General features: G+C 68.9%; 17 protein-coding genes. 12 read left to right on the plus strand and 5 right to left on the minus strand.

Features of this window, described 5'->3' with window-relative positions; translation table 11 throughout:
- Positions 1-3 precede the first annotated feature (3 nt).
- From E0W80_RS14050 to rlmN, 7 genes are read left to right on the plus strand one after another with little or no spacing between them, the layout of a single operon-like run.
- On the plus strand, positions 4-2,688 hold the full coding sequence (locus E0W80_RS14050) for an alpha-mannosidase (RefSeq protein WP_165875473.1): 2,685 nt from the start codon (positions 4-6) through the stop codon (positions 2,686-2,688).
- Between the two features lie 57 nt (positions 2,689-2,745).
- Positions 2,746-3,702 carry a 5-dehydro-2-deoxygluconokinase gene (gene iolC / locus E0W80_RS14055; RefSeq protein WP_131493380.1) on the plus strand — a complete coding sequence of 319 codons (957 nt, stop codon included), beginning with the start codon at positions 2,746-2,748 and terminating at the stop codon, positions 3,700-3,702.
- Between the two features lies 1 nt (position 3,703).
- A complete protein-coding gene (locus E0W80_RS14060; protein ID WP_131493381.1) occupies positions 3,704-4,603 on the plus strand; it encodes a deoxyribose-phosphate aldolase in 900 nt (299 codons plus the stop codon).
- A 42-nt stretch (positions 4,604-4,645) separates the two neighbouring features.
- On the plus strand, positions 4,646-6,169 hold the full coding sequence (locus E0W80_RS14065; protein WP_131493383.1) for a CoA-acylating methylmalonate-semialdehyde dehydrogenase: 1,524 nt from the start codon (positions 4,646-4,648) through the stop codon (positions 6,167-6,169).
- A gap of 24 nt (positions 6,170-6,193) precedes the next feature.
- Positions 6,194-7,102 carry a 5-deoxy-glucuronate isomerase gene (iolB, locus tag E0W80_RS14070; RefSeq protein ID WP_131493385.1) on the plus strand — a complete coding sequence of 303 codons (909 nt, stop codon included), beginning with the start codon at positions 6,194-6,196 and terminating at the stop codon, positions 7,100-7,102.
- Positions 7,102-9,012 carry a 3D-(3,5/4)-trihydroxycyclohexane-1,2-dione acylhydrolase (decyclizing) gene (gene iolD / locus E0W80_RS14075; RefSeq protein ID WP_205802364.1) on the plus strand — a complete coding sequence of 637 codons (1,911 nt, stop codon included), beginning with the start codon at positions 7,102-7,104 and terminating at the stop codon, positions 9,010-9,012. The genes iolB and iolD overlap by 1 nt, the downstream gene beginning before the upstream one ends.
- Positions 9,013-9,070: 58 nt before the next feature.
- A complete protein-coding gene (gene rlmN, locus E0W80_RS14080; RefSeq protein ID WP_047520961.1) occupies positions 9,071-10,360 on the plus strand; it encodes a 23S rRNA (adenine(2503)-C(2))-methyltransferase RlmN in 1,290 nt (429 codons plus the stop codon).
- Here the strand turns inward: rlmN and E0W80_RS14085 are convergent.
- Positions 10,309-10,935: an NAD(P)H-dependent oxidoreductase gene (locus E0W80_RS14085; RefSeq protein WP_131493387.1), complete on the minus strand. Its 627-nt coding sequence runs from the start codon at positions 10,933-10,935 to the stop codon at positions 10,309-10,311. The genes rlmN and E0W80_RS14085 overlap by 52 nt on opposite strands.
- 65 nt (positions 10,936-11,000) lie before the next feature.
- Here E0W80_RS14085 and E0W80_RS14090 point away from each other — a divergent pair, with 65 nt between their 5' ends.
- Together E0W80_RS14090 and E0W80_RS14095 are read left to right on the plus strand one after the other, a co-directional pair.
- The gene (locus tag E0W80_RS14090; RefSeq protein ID WP_131493389.1) at positions 11,001-11,591 is read left to right on the plus strand and encodes a TetR/AcrR family transcriptional regulator; all 591 of its coding nucleotides are present in this window, start codon (positions 11,001-11,003) and stop codon (positions 11,589-11,591) included.
- Positions 11,592-11,744: 153 nt separating this feature from the next.
- On the plus strand, positions 11,745-13,370 hold the full coding sequence (locus tag E0W80_RS14095) for a DUF4407 domain-containing protein (RefSeq protein ID WP_131493391.1): 1,626 nt from the start codon (positions 11,745-11,747) through the stop codon (positions 13,368-13,370).
- Positions 13,371-13,410: 40 nt separating this feature from the next.
- Here the strand turns inward: E0W80_RS14095 and E0W80_RS14100 are convergent, their stop codons facing one another.
- Positions 13,411-13,719, minus strand: coding sequence for a hypothetical protein (locus E0W80_RS14100; protein WP_131493393.1), 309 nt, complete (start codon positions 13,717-13,719; stop codon positions 13,411-13,413).
- Between the two features lie 52 nt (positions 13,720-13,771).
- Here E0W80_RS14100 and E0W80_RS14105 point away from each other — a divergent pair, with 52 nt between their 5' ends.
- From E0W80_RS14105 to E0W80_RS14115, 3 genes are read left to right on the plus strand one after another with little or no spacing between them, the layout of a single operon-like run.
- On the plus strand, positions 13,772-15,244 hold the full coding sequence (locus E0W80_RS14105) for a PLP-dependent aminotransferase family protein (RefSeq protein WP_240740541.1): 1,473 nt from the start codon (positions 13,772-13,774) through the stop codon (positions 15,242-15,244).
- Positions 15,245-15,254: 10 nt separating this feature from the next.
- Entirely contained in the window at positions 15,255-15,746 is a 492-nt protein-coding gene (locus tag E0W80_RS14110) for a hypothetical protein (RefSeq protein ID WP_131493394.1), read from the plus strand.
- Positions 15,747-15,769: 23 nt separating this feature from the next.
- Entirely contained in the window at positions 15,770-16,783 is a 1,014-nt protein-coding gene (locus E0W80_RS14115; RefSeq protein WP_131493396.1) for an aldo/keto reductase family protein, read from the plus strand.
- 213 nt (positions 16,784-16,996) lie between these two features.
- Here the strand turns inward: E0W80_RS14115 and E0W80_RS14120 are convergent, their stop codons facing one another.
- From E0W80_RS14120 to E0W80_RS14130, 3 genes are read right to left on the minus strand one after another with little or no spacing between them, the layout of a single operon-like run.
- On the minus strand, positions 16,997-17,917 hold the full coding sequence (locus tag E0W80_RS14120; RefSeq protein WP_205802365.1) for a carbohydrate ABC transporter permease: 921 nt from the start codon (positions 17,915-17,917) through the stop codon (positions 16,997-16,999).
- A complete protein-coding gene (locus tag E0W80_RS14125) occupies positions 17,914-18,879 on the minus strand; it encodes a sugar ABC transporter permease (protein ID WP_047522105.1) in 966 nt (321 codons plus the stop codon). Before E0W80_RS14125 ends, E0W80_RS14120 begins: the two co-directional genes overlap by 4 nt.
- 3 nt (positions 18,880-18,882) lie before the next feature.
- Complete coding sequence (locus tag E0W80_RS14130) at positions 18,883-20,193, minus strand: sugar ABC transporter substrate-binding protein (RefSeq protein WP_047522103.1); 1,311 nt, start codon at positions 20,191-20,193, stop codon at positions 18,883-18,885.
- Between the last annotated feature and the right edge of the window lie 27 nt (positions 20,194-20,220).

Here is a 20,220-nt window from a genome sequence, read left to right on the forward strand (position 1 = left end):
CCCGTGACCAGTGAGATCGTCGTCGTCCCCCACACCCACTGGGACCGCGAATGGTATGAGCCGCACGATGTCTTCCGCCTGCGCCTGGTGCACATGCTCGACCGGCTGATCGGGATCCTGGAGGCCGAGCCGGAGTACCGGTTCACGCTCGACGGACAGGCCGCGGCGATCGAGGACTACCTCGAGATGCGTCCGGAGATGCGGGACCGGGTCATGGCTCTGGTGCAGCGGGAGCAGCTGAGTGTGGGCCCGTTCCTCATCCTGCTCGACGAGTTCGGCTGCGACGGCGAGACCATCATCCGCAACCTCGAGCTCGGTCGCGCCGCGAGCGCGCGTCTGGGCCGCACCATGCCGGTCGGCTACCTCCCGGACATGTTCGGCCATGCGGCGCAGATGCCGCAGATCCTGGCCGGGTTCGGCATCCGTCACAGCGCGCTCTGGCGGGGTGTCCCCGCTGACGTCGCTGAGCACGCGTTCGCATGGGTCGCCCCGAACGGCGATGCCGTGCGCTGCGAGTACCTCTTCGACGGCTACGGCAACGGGCTCGACATGTTCGCTCTGCCGGGTCAGCTCCCCGCGCTCGCCCCCGACTACGCCGCCCGCACCGCGTCCTGGTACGGCGACGACCCGGTGCTCGCGATGCTGGGCACCGATCACTCCGCACCTCCCGAAGACCTCGCCGAGGTCATCCGGGACTACGACGCGACGGGCCGCGAACCGCACCTGTCGATCGCGACCCTCGACGGGCACCTCTCGCGCTATGCGACGGATGCCGCGGCGCTGGCCGTTCTTCCGCAGGTGCACGGCGAGATGCGCTCGCACGCCCGCGGCAACCTGCTGCCCGGGGTGTTCTCGATCCGCACGAACCTCAAGCGCGAGATGGCCCGTTCGGAGCAGGCGCTCACGGCCGCCGAACGACTCGACCTGATGTTCGGATCCCGCGACCACCGCTCCTTCTTCGACACCGCCTGGTACCGCCTGGTGGAGAGCACGGCGCACGACTCCGTGACCGGCTGTGGCGTCGACGCGACGGCTGAGCAGGTCGGGACCCGCATCCACACCGCGGGGCACATCGCCCGTGGGGTCATCGACACCGTCCTCCGTGACGTGTCGGCGGCAGTGTCGCCTGCGCAGCACCTCGTGTTCAACCCCTCGGGCTTCGCTCGGCGTGCGCAGGTGGAGGTCACTCTGCACGGAGTGGATGCGGCGGCGCTCCCGGCGGGCGTGCAACTGCTGGACCCGCTGCCCACCGTGCTCGGCGACGAGCGGATGCGCAGCGCTGATCTGCCCAAGATCCTCCGCCGCATCCACGGGCGTGAGCTCTTCGGGCAGCAGATCAACGGGTACGAGTGGGGCGAGCAGTCGCTCCGCTTCCAGGTGGCGGAGAGCCCTGAGGGTGTCTGGGACCTGGCGGCCTTCACCATGGAACTGGAGGAGCGCGTGGCGGCGGATGCCGGCGGCGACGACCTCTGGCATGTCGAGACGATCGCCGATGCGCGCCACCGTGCCCTGCTCGCGGTGGACGTCGACGGTCTCGCGCTCGCCGCGGTGGCCGAGGCGACGGCGGCGGTTTCCGATGACCCGGTCACGGTGACCACCGGATCGCTCTCGAACGCCGCGCTCACCGTGACCGTGAACGCCGATGGCACCGTGCGCATCGACGGGGCGGACGGCTCCTCGATCGACGGCGCCCTCGCCCTCGTCGATGACGGCGACTGCGGCGACTCCTACAACTACGGCCCGGTCGATCCGGCCTCCGCGGTGAGGAATGCGTCCTCCGTCGACGTCGCCGTGATCGAGGAGGGGCCGCTGCGCGGACGCCTCCGCATCCGTCGGGTCTACGACCTGCCGGTGGGGCTGACCGAAGACCGGACACGTTCGAGTGAGACCGTGCCGCTGGTGACCGAGACCACGATCGAACTGCGCGAGGGGGAGGGCTTCCTGCGTGTCGGCATCGACTACGTGAACACGGCCTCCGACCACCGGCTCCGGGTGCTCGTCCCCGTCGGGGGTGCGGAGCTCGACGCCTCTCGGAGCGCCGGACAGTACGCGACGACCGTCCGTGGTCGCGAGGCGGAGGGTGGCTGGGGCGAGTTCCCGTTGCCGACCTACCCGGCGTACCGCTTCGCCGCGGCGGGTTCGACCGCGGTTCTCGTGCAGAAGCTGTCGGAGTACGAACTCGTGTCGACTCCGGGCGCATCCGACGCCCTCGCGGTCACCCTGTCCCGCTCCGTCGGCATGATGAGCGTCAACGTGCATCCGCTGCGTGACGAGCCCGCCGGTTCCGAGATCCCCGTTCCCGGTGCGCAGTACCTCGGAGTGGCCGTGCACACGGACCTGGCGATCCTGGTCGGCGCGGATGATGCGACGGCCGTGCGCGCCGCCGACCTCTTCCGGCACGACCCGCTCGTGGTCCGCGGTTCGGGCGAGACCGACGGTCCGGTGCCCGAGGCAGCCTTCCCGGTCGAGCTCTCGGGCGACGTCGTGCTGGAATCGGCGCGACGGGTCGGTGATGCCGCTGAGCTCCGATTCGTGAACTACCTGTCCGACGCACGCGACGTGGCGTTCTCGGCGCCGGGGTCCTGGACGCGGGTCGACCTGGCCGGTGAGGTTCAGGAGGCCGCGTTCGACGCGTCCTCCGCGCGCACGGACGCGGGCGCGATGCTCAGCATCCGACGATCGCTCTGAGCAGATCACCGCATTAGTGCTAATGTTAAGACAAATGCGCGAAGGAGTGGAGGGGTGATGTCGGAAGAACGATCGGTCCTGGAGATCCTGACCATCGGGCGCCTGGGCGTCGACCTGTACCCGCTGCAGGACGGCGTCGGTCTCGGTGACGTCACCAGTTTCGGAAAGTACCTCGGTGGAAGTGCGGCCAACGTGGCCGTCGCCGCTGCTCGCTACGGGCACGACACCGCTCTGCTCTCCCGGGTGGGAGACGACCCCTTCGGGCGGTACCTTCGCGAGGAGCTGGAGCGCCTCGGGGTGCGGAGCGACTTCGTCGCGACCGATCCGAGCTACAAGACGCCGATCACGTTCTGCGAGATCTTCCCGCCGGACGACTTCCCCCTGTACTTCTATCGCGAGCCCACTGCTCCCGACCTGCAGATCCGCCCCGGCGACGTCCATGCGCAGACCGTGCGGGAAGCGACGCTCCTCTGGTTCACGGCGACAGGCCTGAGCGAGGAGCCGAGTAGACAGACCCACCTCGACCTCCTCGCGTCGCGGGGACGACGTGCGCACACCGTGTTCGACCTGGACTACCGACCGATGTTCTGGGAGGCGCCGGAGGCCGCGCGCACGCAGATCCAGCGTGCGCTCGAGTTCGCCACCGTCGCCGTCGGCAACCGCGAGGAGTGTGAGGTTGCGGTCGGCGAGACCGAACCGCAGCGTGCCGCGGACGCGCTCCTGGAGCGCGGCGTGGAACTGGCGATCGTCAAGCAGGGGCCGCGCGGTGTGCTCGCCAAGACGCGGTCGACGCAGGTGGAGATTCCGGCCACCCCGGTCGAGGTCGTCAACGGGCTCGGTGCCGGCGATGCGTTCGGTGGCGCGCTCTGCCACGGCCTGCTGGCGGGATGGGAACTGGAGAAGACGTTGATCTATGCGAACGCGGCGGGCGGCATCGTGGCCGGCCGCCGGGAATGTTCGACCGCGATGCCGACGGAGCGCGAGGTCGCCGAGGTCGTGAACGGAGATGCATGAGATGACAGCACTGACCGAGGACGACTTCCACCGGCTCCGGACGGTGCGTGCGGAGTCGCCGCGAGCGATCCGCGAGACGCTGGCCGGGCGACGTCGTCGCGAGATCATCCGCGGCGACGGGCGGCTGTTCATCATCGCGGCCGACCATCCTGCGCGCGGTGCGCTCGCCGTCGGCGGCTCGCCGTTCGCGATGGCCGACCGCTACGAGCTGCTCGACCGCCTCGCGATCGCCCTGCGGCACCCGGGCGTCGACGGCGTGCTGGGAACCCCCGACATCATCGACGACCTCGCCGTGCTCGGTCTGCTCGACGACAAGATCGTGGTCGGCTCGATGAACCGCGGTGGCCTGCGGGGGGCGAGCTTCGAGATGGACGACCGCTACACAGGGTACGACGTGCCGGCGATGGTGGACTCGGGAATCGACTTCGCCAAAGCGCTCCTGCGGGTGAACCTCGACGACGACGGGACGGCACCCACGCTGGCCTCGACGGCGGAAGCGGTCACGGCGGCCGCACGCGCGGATCTGCCGATCATGCTGGAGCCGTTCCTGAGTCGACGCGTGGACGGCCGGGTCGTCAACGATCTGAGTCCGGATGCCGTGATGCTGTCGATCGCCATCGCCAGCGGTCTGGGCGCGAGCAGCGCCAGCTCCTGGCTGAAGCTGCCGGTGGTCGAAGACATGGAGCGGGTGCTGGCGGCGACGACGTTGCCGGTGCTGCTCCTCGGCGGAGACGCGGGCGCCGACCCCGACGACACGTTCTCGTCCTGGGAGGATGCTCTCTCGCTGCCAGGAGTGCGCGGACTGACGGTCGGACGCACGCTCCTGTACTCCTCCGACATCGACGTCGCGTCCGCCATCGATGTCGCCGCCTCTCTGGTCCACCCCGGGCTCACCGCCTGAACGCCTCTTCCCGCCTGAACGCCACTTCGCCGAAGGATACGTATGACCCCCGCCTCCACCATCCCCACCATCGGACACTGGATCGACGGTGCCGCCCGTGCGTCGACCAGCGGCCGGACGGCTCCGGTGCACAACCCCGCGACCGGGGCCGTGACCGGACACGTGGCTCTGGCCGACGACGCCGAGATCGCGGAAGCGATCGCGTCCGCGCGGCGCGGGTTCGAGGTGTGGAGCGGCTACTCGATCGCGCGGCGTCAGGCGGTGATGTTCGCGTTCCGTGAGCTGCTGCACTCGCGCAAGGGTGAGCTGGCGGAGATCATCACGGCCGAGCACGGCAAGGTGCGTTCGGACGCGATGGGGGAGATCCTGCGCGGACAGGAGGTGGTGGAACTGGCCACCGGGTTCCCACACCTGATCAAGGGCGCATACTCGGAGAACGTCTCGACCGGCATCGATGTGTACTCGCTGAAGCAGCCGCTCGGGGTCGTCGGCATCATCTCGCCGTTCAACTTCCCGGCGATGGTGCCGATGTGGTTCTTCCCGATCGCGATCGCCGCGGGCAACGCGGTCGTCCTCAAGCCCAGTGAGAAGGATCCGTCGGCGGCCCTGTGGCTCGCTGCGCTCTGGGCCGAGGCGGGGCTTCCCGAAGGCGTGTTCACGGTGTTGCAGGGCGACAAGCAGGCCGTCGACGGACTGCTGGAGAGCCCGGATGTCGCGTCCATCTCGTTCGTGGGCTCGACGCCGATCGCCCAGTACATCTACGAGACCGCATCGCGCAACGGCAAGCGGGTCCAGGCGCTCGGCGGGGCGAAGAACCACATGCTGGTGCTGCCGGACGCCGATCTCGACCTCGTCGCCGACCAGGCGGTGAACGCCGGGTTCGGAGCGGCCGGCGAGCGGTGCATGGCGGTCTCCGTCGTGCTCGCGGTCGATCCGGTGGCGGATGAGCTGATCGAGCGGATCCGGGAGCGCATCGCCGCTCTCCGCATCGGCGACGGAGCGGGTGGGGTCGACGGCGAGCCCGACATGGGGCCGCTGATCACTGCCGAGCACCGGGCGAAGGTGTCCGGGTATGTCGACATCGCCGAGGCCGACGGAGCGCGGATCGTGGTCGACGGCCGGGGTCTGACGGTCGACGGGCGCGAGGACGGCTTCTGGTTCGGACCGACGCTCATCGACGAGATCCCGACCTCCTCGCGCGCCTACCAGGAGGAGATCTTCGGGCCGGTGCTGTCCGTGGTGCGGGTGCAGACCTTCCAGGAGGGAGTGGACCTGATCAATTCCGGTCGCTTCGGGAACGGGACGGCGATCTTCACGAACGACGGCGGCGCCGCACGTCGGTTCCAGCACGAGGTGCAGGTCGGGATGATCGGCATCAACGTGCCCATCCCCGTCCCCGTGGCCTACCACTCCTTCGGCGGGTGGAAGGCGTCGCTCTTCGGCGATGCGAAGGCGTACGGTGTCCATGGCTTCGACTTCTTCACCCGGGAGAAGGCGATCACCAGCCGCTGGCTCGACCCCGCGCTGCACGGCGGCATCGACCTCGGCTTCCCCCAGAACAACTGAGCTTCGGATCGGGCAGGAGGCGTCATGACCGAGCAGGGGCAATGGTTCCACCGCCGAGGGACGATCGGCCGCGACGGGTGGGAGAGCGTCGTCGACGCTGCGATTCCGGGATGGACGCACACCGGCATCCGCATCGGAGCGCTCGCCGCCGGGGAGAGCCTCGCGCTCGCCGAGGACGGGGTCGAGCGGATCATCGTGCCGCTCGCGGGTTCCTTCACGGTGCAGCACACCGAGCAGGGCGCGACCTCGGAGACGACGCTCGCCGGCCGCCGGTCGGTCTTCGACGGGCCCAGCGACGTGCTCTACCTGTCGTCCGCAGCCTCCGCGGTCATCACGGGAGTCGGTCGGGTGGCGGTGGCCTCCGCGCCCGCATCGGCCGTGCATCCGACCCGGCACATCCGCGCCGCCGAGATCCCGATCGAGCTCCGCGGAGCCGGCACCTCCAGCCGGCAGGTGCACAACTTCGGCACGCCGGAAGCGCTCGACGCCGAGCGCCTCATCGTCTGCGAGGTCATCACGCCCGCGGGGAACTGGTCGTCGTATCCGCCGCATAAGCACGATGAGCACGTGTCGGGACGGGAATCCCGGCTCGAGGAGATCTACTACTTCGAGGCGGCCCCCACGCGTGTCGGCGGCGATGCCGGTGCCGCCGAGGCCGCGTTCGGGATGTTCGCAACCTATTCCTCGGACGCGGGCGCCATCGACATCGCCGAGCGGGTGGGCACCGGTGACATCGCGCTGGTCCCGTTCGGATTCCACGGACCCGCTGTCGCCGCACCGGGCTATGACCTCTACTACCTGAACGTCATGGCCGGCCCCGATCAGGAGCGGGTGTGGCTGATCACCGACGACCCGGCGCACGCGTGGGTGCGCGACAGCTGGAGCGGGCAGGACATCGATTCCCGACTTCCCTACGGACATGGAGATCACTGATGCAGACGAAGCGGATGACGGTCGGCCAGGCCCTGGTCGAGTTCCTCTCGCGGCAATGGACCGTCGACGGCACCATCCGCGAGCGCACAGTGCCCGGCATGTTCGGGATCTTCGGCCACGGGAACGTCGCGGGTCTCGGTCAGGCGCTGCAGCAGTACAACCTCGAGCAGCCCGATCTGATGCCCTACCGCCAGGCCCGCAACGAACAGGCGATGGTGCACCAGGCGGTGGGCTTCGCGCGGATGCACCGGCGCAGGGCCACGTTCGCAAGTGCGGCCTCCGTGGGGCCGGGCGCGACGAACATGCTCACCGGTGCGGCCCTCGCGACGACCAACCGGCTCCCGGCGCTGCTGTTGCCGAGTGACACCTTCGCCACCCGGGTCGCCGATCCCGTCCTGCAGCAGCTGGAGCGCCCGCACGACATCGGGCTCACGGTGAACGATGCGTTCCGCCCGCTCTCGGTGTTCTTCGACCGGGTGCAGCGCCCCGAGCAGCTCTTCTCGATCGCGCTCGCGGCGATGCGCGTGCTCACCGATCCGGCGGAGACGGGGGCGGTGACGATCGCCCTCCCCGAGGACGTGCAGGCCGAGGCTGTGGACGTCCCGCTCGAATTCCTCCAGGAGCGTGAGTGGCACATCCGCCGGCCGCTGCCCGAACGCGGACCGCTCGAGCGTGCCGTGGCCGCGATCCGCGGCGCGAAGCAGCCGCTCATCGTCGCCGGTGGGGGTGTGATCTATTCGGAAGCGGAGCAGGCACTCCGTGCGTTCGCCGAGGCCACCGGCATCCCGGTCGGCACCACGCAGGCGGGCGGTGGCGCATTGCCCTGGGACCACCCGCAGAATCTCGGCGGGATCGGTGCGACGGGAACCACCGCCGCGAACCGGATCGCCGCCGACGCCGATGTGATCATCGGTATCGGCACGCGCTACAGCGATTTCACCACCGCGTCGCGCACCGCCTTCCAGAACCCGGATGCGGTGTTCGTGAACGTCAACGTCGCCGCCTTCGACGCCTACAAGCACGGCTCACAGCTCCCGCTCATCGCCGATGCCAGGGAAGCGCTGGTCGCGCTCACGGGCATGCTCGGGGACTTCCGGATCGCGACCGATCTGAGCGCGCGGATCGCCGACGAGAAGCGGCGATGGGATGCGGTGGTCGACCACGCTCTCGCGCCCACGGGCGGCGAACTCCCGGGGCAGCCCGAGATCATCGGTGCCGTGCGCGGGTCGGTGGCCGATGCGGACGTCATCGTGCAGGCGGCCGGCTCGCTCCCCGGAGATCTGCACAAGCTGTGGCGGGTGAGCGACCCGCTCGGCTACCACGTCGAGTACGCCTACTCCTGCATGGGGTATGAGATCGCGGGAGGCCTCGGCGTCAAACGGGGGCTCCTCGCATCCGGTGACGAGCGGGACGTGATCGTCATGGTCGGCGACGGTTCGTACCTGATGTTGAGCTCCGAACTCGCGACGGCCGTGGCCGAGGGCATCAAGATCATCGTCGTGCTCGTCCAGAACCAGGGATACGCCTCGATCGGGCATCTCTCGGAGACGGTGGGCACGGAGCGCTTCGGCACGAAGTACCGGAGCTACGACGAGGAGACGCGGAGCTTCCAGCACGGTGACGTGCTCCCGGTCGACCTCGCGATGAACGCTCGCAGCTACGGCGTCGACGTCATCGAGATCGCACGGGGGTCTGCGGCGATCGATGATCTGCGCGCTGCGGTCGCCACGGCGAAGGCCTCGGAGCGGTCGACGCTCATCCACATCGACAGTGACCCGACGGTCTACGGTCCGGACGGGGAGGGATGGTGGGACGTGCCGGTGGCGGCGGTCTCGACCACGGACACCGCGCAGCGGGCCCTCGACGAGTACGTGCAGCAGCGTGCTGCACAGCGTCCCCTGCTGGGCTGACGTCACGGAAGCACCGCACCCCAGGGCCTTCCCATCCGTCACCGCGTACCCTGGAGGTATGACGGAGAATCCCCGCACGCGCGAGACGCGCCCCCAGGCAGCGCCCGCGTCGTCCCGTTCGGGGGCGGTCCGCGAGACGCGCACGGCACAGGTGCGCCCCCGGACCGAGGGGTGGACGCAGCAGAAGGATGCCGAGGGGCGCCCGCTGCTGCAGTTCGCGAGCCCCAAGCGCGGCAAGCCGCCGGTGCATCTGGCCGACCTCACGCCGGCCGAGCGCACCGAGAAGGTCAAGGAGCTCGGGCTCCCCGGCTTCCGCGCGAAGCAGCTGTCGACGCACTACTTCCGCCACTACACGTCCGACCCCGAGCAGATGACGGACCTCCCGGCCGACACCCGGGAGCAGCTCGTCGCCGGGATGCTGCCGTCGCTGCTCACCGAGGTGCGACGCCTCGAGACCGACCGCGGCGACACGATCAAATTCCTGTGGCGTCTGCACGACGGCGCGCTGGTCGAGTCGGTGCTCATGCGCTACCCCGGCCGCATCACGCTGTGCGTGTCGAGCCAGGCCGGCTGCGGCATGAACTGCCCGTTCTGCGCGACCGGCCAGGCGGGGTTGACCCGCAACATGTCGACCGCCGAGATCATCGAGCAGATCGTTCGTGCCAACCGGCTGATCGCCGATGGCGGCCTCGGCGGCAAGAAGGCCGACGACCACAGCATGGAGCGCGTCTCGAACATCGTGTTCATGGGCATGGGTGAGCCGCTCGCGAACTACAAGCGCGTGATGGATGCGGTCCGCTCGATGGTGGCTCCGCAGCCCGACGGTCTGGGCATGAGCGCGCGCGGCATCACCGTGTCCACCGTGGGTCTCGTGCCGGCGATCAAGAAGCTCGCCGACGAGAACATCCCCGTGACCTTCGCGCTGTCGCTGCACGCCCCGGACGATCACCTCCGCGATGAGCTCATCCCGGTGAACTCCCGCTGGAAGGTCGATGAGGCCCTCGACGCCGCGTACGAGTACTACGCCAAGACCGGTCGTCGCGTCTCGATCGAGTACGCGCTCATCAAGGACATGAACGACCACGCGTGGCGCGCCGACCTGCTGGCGGAGAAGCTCAACCAGCGCGGACGCGGCTGGGTCCATGTGAACCCGATCCCGCTCAACCCGACGCCCGGCTCGGTCTGGACCTCGTCGGAGATCCCGGTGCAGAACGAGTTCGTCCGGCGACTCAATGACGCCGGCATCCCGACGACCCTCCGCGACACCCGCGGCAAGGAGATCGACGGCGCCTGCGGTCAGCTGGTCGCCACGACCGAGGACGAGGCCGCCTCCGCAGCGATGAGCTGAGGCGTCACGCCCGCTCGGCGACCGTCGAGCGTGCCGAGGTGTTCGGCGCGGTCGAGCCACCGTGCGATCGTCGCGGTGTCGGCGTCCTTGACGCCGAGCATGCGGTGGACGCGTACGGACCTCACGCCGCACAGGCGCAGGGTGTTGCGGGCCACCTGGGTCTGCGCGGGCAGCCCGGTGAACGGCACCGCGAACCACGGGGTGTCCGCGAGCAGGAGCAGTCGGCCGCGGCGTGCGGGCAGCAGCCCCTCGGGGAGGCCGAGCTTCGTGTAGCGGTACTCCTGCTGCGGAAGCAGGGCGCGGTCGAAGAAGCCCTTGAGCACCGCGGGGACCGAACCCCACCAGAGCGGCGTGGCGACGACGATCGTGTCGGCGTCGTGCAGTGCCTGTTTCGCGTCGACGAGGTCGGGCTCGAGGGTCATGCGCTCCCGGTAGCCGAAGCGCAGGTGGGGATCGAAGTCCAGGTCACGCAGCGCGAGCACCCGCGCGTCTCCGTGTCTGTCGGCGTACCGCTGAGCCAGGGAAGCGGTCAGGGAGCGGGCGTCGGGGTGGCCGTCGATCACGAGAGCAGGCATGTCAGGTTCCTATCTGGACAGTGTCAAGGTGGTGGACACTGTCAAGATAGGAGATGATGTTGCTCATGTCAAGTTCGAAGGACGGCTACCACCACGGCGATCTCGCCCGGGCGCTGGAGGATGCCGCCATGCAGCTGCTGGAGCGGATGCCTGCGGCGGAGATCAGCCTCCGCGAGGTCGCCCGGGCCGCGAACGTCAGCCACAACGCGCCGTATCACCACTTCTCCGACCGGCTCGGGCTGCTCAAGGTGCTCGCCGAGCGGAGCATGGCCGACCTCCTGACGCAGGTCCGCACCGACGCGGAGAGGGCGTCGACCCCGCGCGCGGCGCTCGCGGACGCCGGTTCCGCCTATATCCGCTTCGCTGTGGAACATCCGCACGCGTTCGATGCGGTGTACGACCCGACGGTCTGCGTCCCCGGATCCCCGACCGCGACCATGGCGCCGCTGATCGACGGGCTTGAGACAGTGCTCGCAGAGGGAGTCGCCGCGGCAGGCCTGGACCGGCCGACCGATGCCGTCGTGGTGTGGGGGCTGATCCATGGACTCGGCACGCTCGCCGCTGCGGGGCACTTCACCCTCGACGATGCCCTCGTGGCCTACGCGGCGGCGCTCGATCGGCTGCTCCCGTCCCCTGACCCTGCTCCGGCCCCCTGACCCTGCTCCGGTCGCCCGGACCCTGCTCCGGTCGCGATATGGCAGGCAATCGCGGCTCGGAAGCTGACATATCGCGACGGGAACGTGGGATTCCGGGTGGACGCCGAGGAATCTTCCACGCTATCCACAGGCGAGGTTTCGTAGATTATCGGGATGCCCTATTCCGCCCATCGACCGGGTCGCTACGACTCGCAGGGTCGGATCATCCTCGACAGCGAACCCGACGCCGTCACGGATGACCTCGACTTCCTGCGCGAGTTCGAGCCCACCGGCACCGAAGACGCCGCAGGCGACGCGTCGGTCGCAGCTTCCGCCGAGCAGACCCCGATCGCCGATGCGGTCGCTGCGGACGAGTCCGCCCCGGTGAAGACTCCGCGTGCGCCCCGTGTCCCGAAGGAACGGAAGAAGCGCGTGCCGCGTGCTCCCGGTTCGCGCGCGCGGACCCTGGCGATCCTCGGCGGCGCGGAGGGCGAGATCCTCGACCGCGTCCCGGGCGAGACCCCCCGCTTCGTCCAGATGTTCTTCGTGCTCGCCGGCACCGCGCTCGTCTCGGCGATCTCGATGCTCTTCGCCCTCACCACCGGTGTGCAGGCGGCGCTGTGGCTGGCTGTACCCCTGGCTCTCGTGTGGGCGCTCATCATCTTCAACCTCGATCGGTTCCTGACCTCGACCATGAGCTCGACGAGGAGCGTCTGGCGGCTCATCGGCCTGGCGATCCCGCGAGTGATCATGGCGGCGATCATCGGTTTCGTGGTGGCGGAGCCGCTCGTGCTCCAGATCTTCCACAACGACATCGCCCGTGAGGTCGCGTCGACCAACATCACGCAGTCGCAGTCCGATCAGGAGGCCCTTGAGTCGGGGCCGGAGAAGATCGCGCTGGACGCGGCCTCCGCCAAGGTCGCCGAGCTCGAGAACCAGGCGGCGACCGGGATCGTGGCGGGAACGGACTCGTCGTCTGCGACGGAGTCGGCCGCACAGGCCACCGTCGACGACGTCACCGCGAAGATGACCGCGCAGCAGGAGGTCATCGACCAGGCGCGCGTGCTGTACCAGTGCGAGCTGACCGGCGAAGGCGCAGGCACGGTACCCGGGTGCACCGGGGTCAACGGAGAGGGTGCGAGCTCGGATGCCGCGAAGGCACAGCTCGCCGAGGCCCAGCAGACGTACGACGCGCTCGCCGCCCAGCTGCGCACCGCCAACGAGGAGCTCGCCGCGGCCGGCACCGCCGCCAAGGAGAACACCTCCACGTCCGAGGCGCAGAACCGGGAGCAGGCCAAGTCGCAGCTGCCGACCGCCCGCGACACCTACGACCAGGCGCTCGCCGCGTACAACGCCCGGGCGGATGCCGTGGCGCAGGGCAATGCTGGAGCCGTCGGGCTGCTCAGCCAGATCAGCGGTCTGAACCGGTTGAGCGAGAAGGAGCCCACGATCCTGTGGGCGCACATCCTGATCGCGGCCCTGTTCTTCATGATCGAGCTGCTGCCGGTGCTGGTCAAGGTGCTCACGAGCTACGGTGACCCGAGCCTGTACGAGAAGGCGGCCGCGATCCGCAAACAGGTCGCTCTCGACAAGGTGACGGCGGAGGGCTTCCGCGACCGTGCCGACATCGTGACGGCTCAATCCCAGGAGGTGCAGGCGGAGGTCGGCTCCGGTGAGTCGCAGACGCGCGCGGAACGCCGCGAGGCGGCCGAGGCGCAGGAGCGGGAGAGGGCGGAGAAGCGCGCGCAGGCGCAGACGCTCGAGGAGCAGGAGCAGCTGGTTCGACCGACGATCGGCTGAGAGGTGCATCGCGGTTCGGCGAGACGGCATGAGCCTCCGGTCAGGCGAGTTGGGGAATCCGCTCCGGCACCCCTGGCTCCTGCTGTGGGGAGAGTTCGCCGATCCGGAGGCTTCCCCGTGTCGGGTCGTCGTGGACAGCGGCGGCGATCGAGCGGATCAACGCAACCGTGGACGGGGTGCGCGCCCAGCGCGCTCCGGTCGTCAGCGCCTCGATGCGGGCGAGCGGATGCTGCAGCGCCACATCGTGCTGACGGGCATCGTCGCGGAGCCACTCCAGGAGCTGTGTGATGGTCCAATCGGGGTTGATTGGACCATCACTTGAGGGACTGGTGGCGAAATTCCTGGTCATTGGTCCAGAATCGGATCTCATGAGCGCGAGTGACAGTGCCAATGGCCGACCAATGGATCAGTTTTCGGCCCTTGCTGCGGAGCGAGCGGCATCTCTCGTGCATGCAGGTGACGTGTCGTCGGACGCACTCTCGGCACGGCTCGGCCGTTGGACACAGGGAGACGGCACTCTCGCCGCCCGGCTCGCACGGGGCATCGAGGGCCTGATCGTGAGCGGTGAGCTACGCCCCGGGGACCGGCTGCCCGCGGAGCGCGCGCTGGCAGCCGCAGGGTCCGTCTCGCGGGGCACGGTCGTCGCGGCATACACGGACCTCGCGGAACAGGGCCTGGTCGACCGGCGGCAGGGGAGCGGCACCCGTATCGCCGGGACAGTCGCAACCGCCGTGCCCGCCCAGCGTCCGGGGCGCGGGGAGGCGCTCTTCTCCGCGCTGCCGAACGCCATCGACCTGCTGCGGACCGTGCCGCAGATCTCCGATCTCGGAGTGCAGCTCATCCGCGACCACAAGCCGCGACTCGACCTCGCCCTGCTGCCCGAGACCGACCCTGCGGGCCTGCCCGCCCTGCGCGACCTCATCGCCGCGATGTACGCCGCGGAGGGCACGCCGACCACGCCGGAGCAGATCCTCGTCACGCACGGGGCGCAGCAGGCCATCAGCCTCGTCGTGAACGCGCTCGTGGGTCCCGGCGACATCGTGCTCGCAGAGGAGATCACCTGGCCGGGCGTCACGGATTCGGTCGGCCTCCGCGGCGGCACCGTGCACGGCATCGCGATGGGCGAGGACGGACTCGACGTCGGGGCGCTCGAACAGGCGCTCGCCCGCCTGCGGCCCGTGCTCGTCGCGGTGAACCCGCACCATCAGAACCCCACCGGATCGCGCCTGCCGCCCGCCGCTCGGCATCGCGTCGCCGAGCTCGCCGCCCAGTACGGCGTACCCGTCATCGAAGACCGCGTGCTCGCCGGCATCTCCTTCGACGGGGTCGTGCCGCCGACGCTCGCGGCCGAACGCGCCGATGCCCCCATCATCGTGGTCGAGTCGGTGTCGAAGTGGGTGTGGGCGGGGCTGCGGATCGGCTGGCTGCGCGCGGACCCCGTGCTCGTCCGTCGGCTCCGCGGCGCGCGCCAGCTCGCCGACCAGTCCACCAGCGTGCCGGGACAGCTGCTCGCACTCGATCTGATCGCGCGCGCCGATGACCTCCGTCGAGCCAACAGCCGCATCCACCAGGAGCGTCTGCGTCTGCTGCAGGCGCTGATGGCCGAGCAACTGCCGGAGTGGACACCCGAGCCGCCGCGCGGTGGGCTGTCGCTGTGGGTGCGCCTGCCCGCAGGCTCGGCGGCGGCCCTCGTCCGCACCGCCGCCACCCACGGCGTCTCGATCGCCGGGAGCGCGGCCTTCGCGGTCGCGGCCTCGCCCGACGACCACATCCGCATCCCGTTCACTGCGCCCGACGACGTGCTCGCCGAGGGCGTCCGGCGTCTCGGAGCCGCCTGGCGGGAGTATCGGCAGACTCTCGGGATGTCCTCTTAGGCTGACCCGCATGACTCGGATTCAGCGCCGAACCCTGTGGATCTCGATCGTCGGCGTGCTCGCCGTCCTGGCCTACGCGGTGCTCGCTGCACTGCAGATCCTCGTGTTGAATCCGCTCGCCGCGGCTCCGGGGCTCACGATGGAGGAGATCCGTTTCGCGATGGCGGAGGCGGGGGAGAACCTCGGTCAGGGTGCCGTGTTCTCCGTTCTCGGCATCGGGGTGGCGCTGGCCGTCGCGGTGGCCGTCGTCTCGGTCGTCCGGCGTGCGGATCCCGTGGTTCCTGCGATGACGTTCCTGGCGCTGCTCATGCTCGGCGCGGTCGGGTACTTCGTCGCGTCGTTCGGCGCGGGCATGGCCCTGGCCGACACGTTCGGGATCAGCGGAGCGGACTACTCGCCCTGGGCCCGACCGCTGTACGTCGTGAGCGCCCTCGCCGCCGTCGCGATCGTGGTCGGCGGCGCGATGGCGGTAATGAGATCCCGGTATCCGGCCCAGCCATAGTGGGCAGCCAGTAGCGTTGATCCATGGTCAACTATCGCTATCTCGGCAACAGTGGTCTCAAGGTCTCGGAGATCACCTACGGCAACTGGGTCACCCACGCCTCACAGGTCGGCGACGATGCCGCCGTCAAGACCGTGCATGCCGCCCTGGACGCGGGAATCACGACTTTCGACACCGCCGACACCTACGCCAACACGGCTGCGGAGGTCGTTCTCGGCAAGGCACTCGAGGGGCAGCGCCGCGAGGGGCTCGAGATCTTCACGAAGGTCTACTTCCCGACCGGTCCGAAGGGCCCGAACGACACCGGGTTGAGCCGCAAGCACATCTTCGAGTCGATCAACGGCTCGCTGCAGCGCCTCGGCACCGACTATGTCGACCTATACCAGGCGCACCGCTTCGACCACGAGACTCCGCTGGAGGAGACGTTCCAGGCGTTCGCCGACGTCGTCCGTCAGGGCAAGGCGCTCTACATCGGCGTCTCGGAGTGGACGGCCGAGCAGTTGCGTGAAGGGCACGCACTCGCGAAGCAGCTGGGGATCCAGCTCATCTCCAATCAGCCGCAGTACTCGATGCTGTGGCGCGTCATCGAGGGCAAGGTCGTTCCGGCGTCCGAAGAGATCGGGATCTCGCAGATCGTGTGGTCGCCGATGGCACAGGGCGTGCTCAGCGGCAAGTACCTGCCGGGGCAGCCGGTGCCCGAGGGCTCGCGCGCGACCGACCCGCACAGCGGCGCCGACTTCATCAAGAGCTTCCTGCAGGACGACATCCTCACCGCGGTGCAGCGTCTGAAGCCGATCGCCGAGGAAGCCGGCCTGTCGATGCCGCAGCTCGCGATCGCGTGGGTGCTGCAGAACCCGAACGTCGCGGCCGCGCTGGTCGGAGCTTCCCGTCCGGAGCAGTTGGCGGAGACCGTCAAGGCCTCGGGTGTGAAGCTCGACGCCGACACGCTCGCCGCGATCGACACCGCGCTGGGCGACACGGTCAACCGCGACGCCGAGCACACCTACTCGGTGTCTCCGAAGTCTCGCCTGGTCTGACCACCCGCCCGCCTCGCCCGCCTCGTCCGGGTACGTTCTCCGGTCGTCCGGTCGTCGCGAGGGTCGACGCCCCCTCTGCCCGCCGAGGCCCCCTCTGAATCTTGCGAATCAGAGGGGGCCTCGGCGGTGGAAGGGGGTCTCGGCGAACGCGACGGACGGGACGGGCGCGACGGGGCGCGACGGACGCGACGAACGAGACGGGGCGCGAGGGGGTTACTCCTTCACGGCTCCGGCGGTCAGGCCCTGCACGATCCAGCGGCTCGCGAGCGCGAACATCGCCATGGTCGGCAGGATCGTCAGCACCGCTGCGGCACTCATCGACCCCCAGTCGATGTTGAACGTCGAGATGAAGCCGTTCAACGCGGAGGGCACGGTGCGGTTCTCATCGGTGTTCATGAGCACGACCGACAGGAACAGCTCGTTCCAGCAGTTCACGAAGTTGAAGATGAACGCCGCGATGATGCCGGGCGTCATCACCGGGACGAGCACCCGGAACAGGGCTCCGAGGCGGGAGCATCCGTCGATCATGGCGGCCTCTTCGAGGGCATCGGGCACGTTCTCGAAGAAGCCCCTCAGCATGACCGTCGAGAACGGGATGCAGATCGCGATGTAGACGAGGATGAGTCCGGGCTTGGTGTCGACCAGCCCGAGGTCCGTCATCATCGAGTACAGCGGTCCCAGCGCGATGAAGGCCGGGATCATCTGCGTCAGCAGGAACGCGATCAGGATCGCGCCCTTGCCCCGGAACTCGAAGCGAGCGAGAACATAGGCGCTGAGCAGGGCGATGAGTGTCGCCACCGCACCGCCGACGACCGCGACCAGGGCCGAGTTGCCGAGGAACACCCCGAACGAGCTCTTCTCGAACAGACTCGTGAAGTTGTCGAGCGAAGGCTCGCTCGGCCAATACTCGATCGGGAACCTGTTGATCGTCCCGGGCGACTTGAACGCGGTCAGCGCGATCCAGTACAGCGGGAACAGCGTGATCACGAGCCAGAGCCCGAGACCCACGACGCGGATGACGCCGCCGACCGTGACCCGCGGCTTCGGACGCGGGGCGGATGCCGGATCGGGCACGGTGATCCGGCGGGTCTCGGTGACCGAGGAGCCCGTGCGGGAGGTGTCTGTCATGGTCATCGCTGCACTCTCCGCATCGCCATCAGGTAGAACGCGCAGAACACGAACAGGACGGCCATCACGATGAGGCCGATCGCGCTCGCGAAGCCGTAATTGCCCTGCTGGGTGTAGTTGATCATCCAGGTCGTAATGATGTGCGTCTGGTTGGCGGGTCCGCCGTTGGTCATCGCGTAGATGATGTCGGGGAAGTTGAAGATCCAGATCACTCGCAGCAGGATCGTCAGCAGCAGCGTCATCGAGATGTACGGGATGATGATCGAGAAGAGCTGACGGACCTTGCCGGCGCCGTCGAGGCTCGCAGCCTCCAGCATCTCGTCGGGCACCGACTGCAGAGCGGCGAGGATCATGATCGCGAAGAACGTGACCCCGTACCAGACGTTGGCGACGATCACCGCGAACATCGCGAGCTTCGGATCCGCCAGCCAGGGGAGGGGGGCGTCGATCAGTCCTGCCTTCATGAGCAGGTCGTTGACCACACCGAACTCCGCGTTGAACATCCACCGGAACAGCATGCCGATCAGGAAGCCGGACACCGCCCAGGGGAAGAACACGAGCGCCTGGTAGACGCCGCGGAACCGGAACCGCTTGCGCAGGGCGAGCGCGATCAGGAACCCGATCACGAGCTGCGGCACGAGCGAGCCGACGACCCAGAGCACGGAGTTCCCTGCCACCGTCGGGAACGCGGGGTCACGGAACACCGCGAGGAAGTTGTCGAAGCCGACGAACGGCGTCGACGTGAGGTCCCACAGGTTCCAGTCGTGGAAGGCCATGCGCGCGCCCTGCAGCATCGGCCAGTAGGTGAACCAGCACACGAAGACGACCGCGGGGGCGAGGAACGCCAGCAGCGTCCATGCCTGGCGCCCTCGGAACGGACGACGTCGACGGGATGCCGGGGAGGCCCCGACGGCTGCCTGCTGCGACGCAGTGCCGACGGAGCCTCCCTTCTGAGCGGTGCGGGCCACAGGTCAGCCCTTTTCCGCGGCGTACTTCTCGGTCCAGAACGCGTCCCACGAGGCCAGCAGGTCGCTGGTCGACATGTTGCCCAGCAGCACGTTCTGCACATCCTGGTCGGACTTCTGGATCCACTCGGTCCACCAGCTGACCCCGCGCGGCTGGCGCACGTTGACGTAGGTCTCGGGGTCTTCCGTCATGGTGACGTAGCTGGTCCAGGGGCCCGACGAGTAGAAGTCGTCATCCGCTGCAGCCGTGATGATCGGCACCAGGCTGTTGGCCTGGGCGAACTCGGTGGCGGGCTCGGCCGACGAGAGGAACTCGACCAGCTTGACGGCCGCCTCCTTGTTCTCGCTGTTCTCGGCGACGCCCCACCCGGCCACGGCGAGCGGCTGCGCGGCCTTGCCCGAGGGGCCGACGAGCAGCGGAGCGGTGTCCCACTGGTCTTCGGTGAGGGAGGAGTCCTGCACGGTCGCGATGACCTCGGGGTCCTGCAGCAGGAACGCGGTGGTGCCGTTCGTGAAGCCGGCGACCATCTCGGGGTAGCCCCACGAGACGGCGGAAGGCGGGGAGGCCTCCGTGAACAGGTCGAAGTAGTCGTCGACGGCATCCTGCGCCTCGGGTGCGGCGAAGATCGTCGAGCCGTCCTCCATCAGGAAGGCGTCCTCGGTGTCGAGACCGTCGATCGTGTAGGCCTCGATGGCCGCGACGACGTTGCTGTTCGCGTTCTGGCCCCCGCGGAACGCGTAGCCGTAGATGTTGTTCGAGGGGTCCTGGATCGCGGACGCCTGCTCGAGCAGGTCCTTCCAGCTGTGCGGGGGTCCGTCGAAGCCCGCGTCCTTCACGAGGTCGGTGCGGTAGAACAGCGACAGCCCGTAGAAGCCGTACGGAACGAAGTAGCTCTTGCCGTCGGCGGCCACGGACGCGGACTGCGCGTTGTCGGTCAGGGCGTCCCAGCCGTCCCACTTCTCGAGGTCGGGGCCGAGGTCGTACAGCCAGCCGTTGTTCGCGAACGGTCCGACGGTGATGTCGCGCACCTCCAGCACGTCCACGCCCTTGCCGGACTGCAGCATCTGCTGGATCTTCGCGTCGGCCTGCTCGGTGGGAGGGGAGACCAGGTTGACCGTGATCTTCGGGTTGTCCTTCTCGAACTCGTCGAGGAGTCCGCGGATGAGCTCGGTGCGGGCCGGGTTGGTCAGGCTCTCGACCATCTGCAGGGTGACCGTGCCGTCGGCCGACGGGCCGGAGCTCGCGGAACAGCCGGTGAGAGCGAGGACGGCGACGGTGCCGAATCCCGCTGCTGTCGTCAAGATCTTGTTCTTCACGAAGTGCCTCTCGGTTGGGGTGGGTGG

It is taken from the genome of Microbacterium sp. PI-1, from assembly GCF_004337555.1.
Taxonomy (GTDB): Bacteria; Actinomycetota; Actinomycetes; order Actinomycetales; family Microbacteriaceae; genus Microbacterium; species Microbacterium aurugineum.

Excerpts from the sequence above, each read along its gene's own strand:
- E0W80_RS14065 (WP_131493383.1), top strand. The coding sequence starts at position 4,646 with ATGACCCCCGCCTCCACCATCCCCACCATCGGACACTGGATCGACGGT.
- E0W80_RS14060 (WP_131493381.1), top strand. The coding sequence starts at position 3,704 with ATGACAGCACTGACCGAGGACGACTTCCACCGGCTCCGGACGGTGCGT.
- E0W80_RS14115 (WP_131493396.1), top strand. The coding sequence starts at position 15,770 with ATGGTCAACTATCGCTATCTCGGCAACAGTGGTCTCAAGGTCTCGGAG.
- rlmN (WP_047520961.1), top strand. The coding sequence starts at position 9,071 with ATGACGGAGAATCCCCGCACGCGCGAGACGCGCCCCCAGGCAGCGCCC.
- E0W80_RS14120 (WP_205802365.1), bottom strand. The coding sequence starts at position 17,917 with ATGACCATGACAGACACCTCCCGCACGGGCTCCTCGGTCACCGAGACC.
- E0W80_RS14090 (WP_131493389.1), top strand. The coding sequence starts at position 11,001 with ATGTCAAGTTCGAAGGACGGCTACCACCACGGCGATCTCGCCCGGGCG.
- iolC (WP_131493380.1), top strand. The coding sequence starts at position 2,746 with ATGTCGGAAGAACGATCGGTCCTGGAGATCCTGACCATCGGGCGCCTG.
- E0W80_RS14095 (WP_131493391.1), top strand. The coding sequence starts at position 11,745 with ATGCCCTATTCCGCCCATCGACCGGGTCGCTACGACTCGCAGGGTCGG.
- E0W80_RS14105 (WP_240740541.1), top strand. The coding sequence starts at position 13,772 with ATGGATCAGTTTTCGGCCCTTGCTGCGGAGCGAGCGGCATCTCTCGTG.
- iolB (WP_131493385.1), top strand. The coding sequence starts at position 6,194 with ATGACCGAGCAGGGGCAATGGTTCCACCGCCGAGGGACGATCGGCCGC.
- iolD (WP_205802364.1), top strand. The coding sequence starts at position 7,102 with ATGCAGACGAAGCGGATGACGGTCGGCCAGGCCCTGGTCGAGTTCCTC.
- E0W80_RS14100 (WP_131493393.1), bottom strand. The coding sequence starts at position 13,719 with ATGACCAGGAATTTCGCCACCAGTCCCTCAAGTGATGGTCCAATCAAC.
- E0W80_RS14085 (WP_131493387.1), bottom strand. The coding sequence starts at position 10,935 with ATGCCTGCTCTCGTGATCGACGGCCACCCCGACGCCCGCTCCCTGACC.
- E0W80_RS14110 (WP_131493394.1), top strand. The coding sequence starts at position 15,255 with ATGACTCGGATTCAGCGCCGAACCCTGTGGATCTCGATCGTCGGCGTG.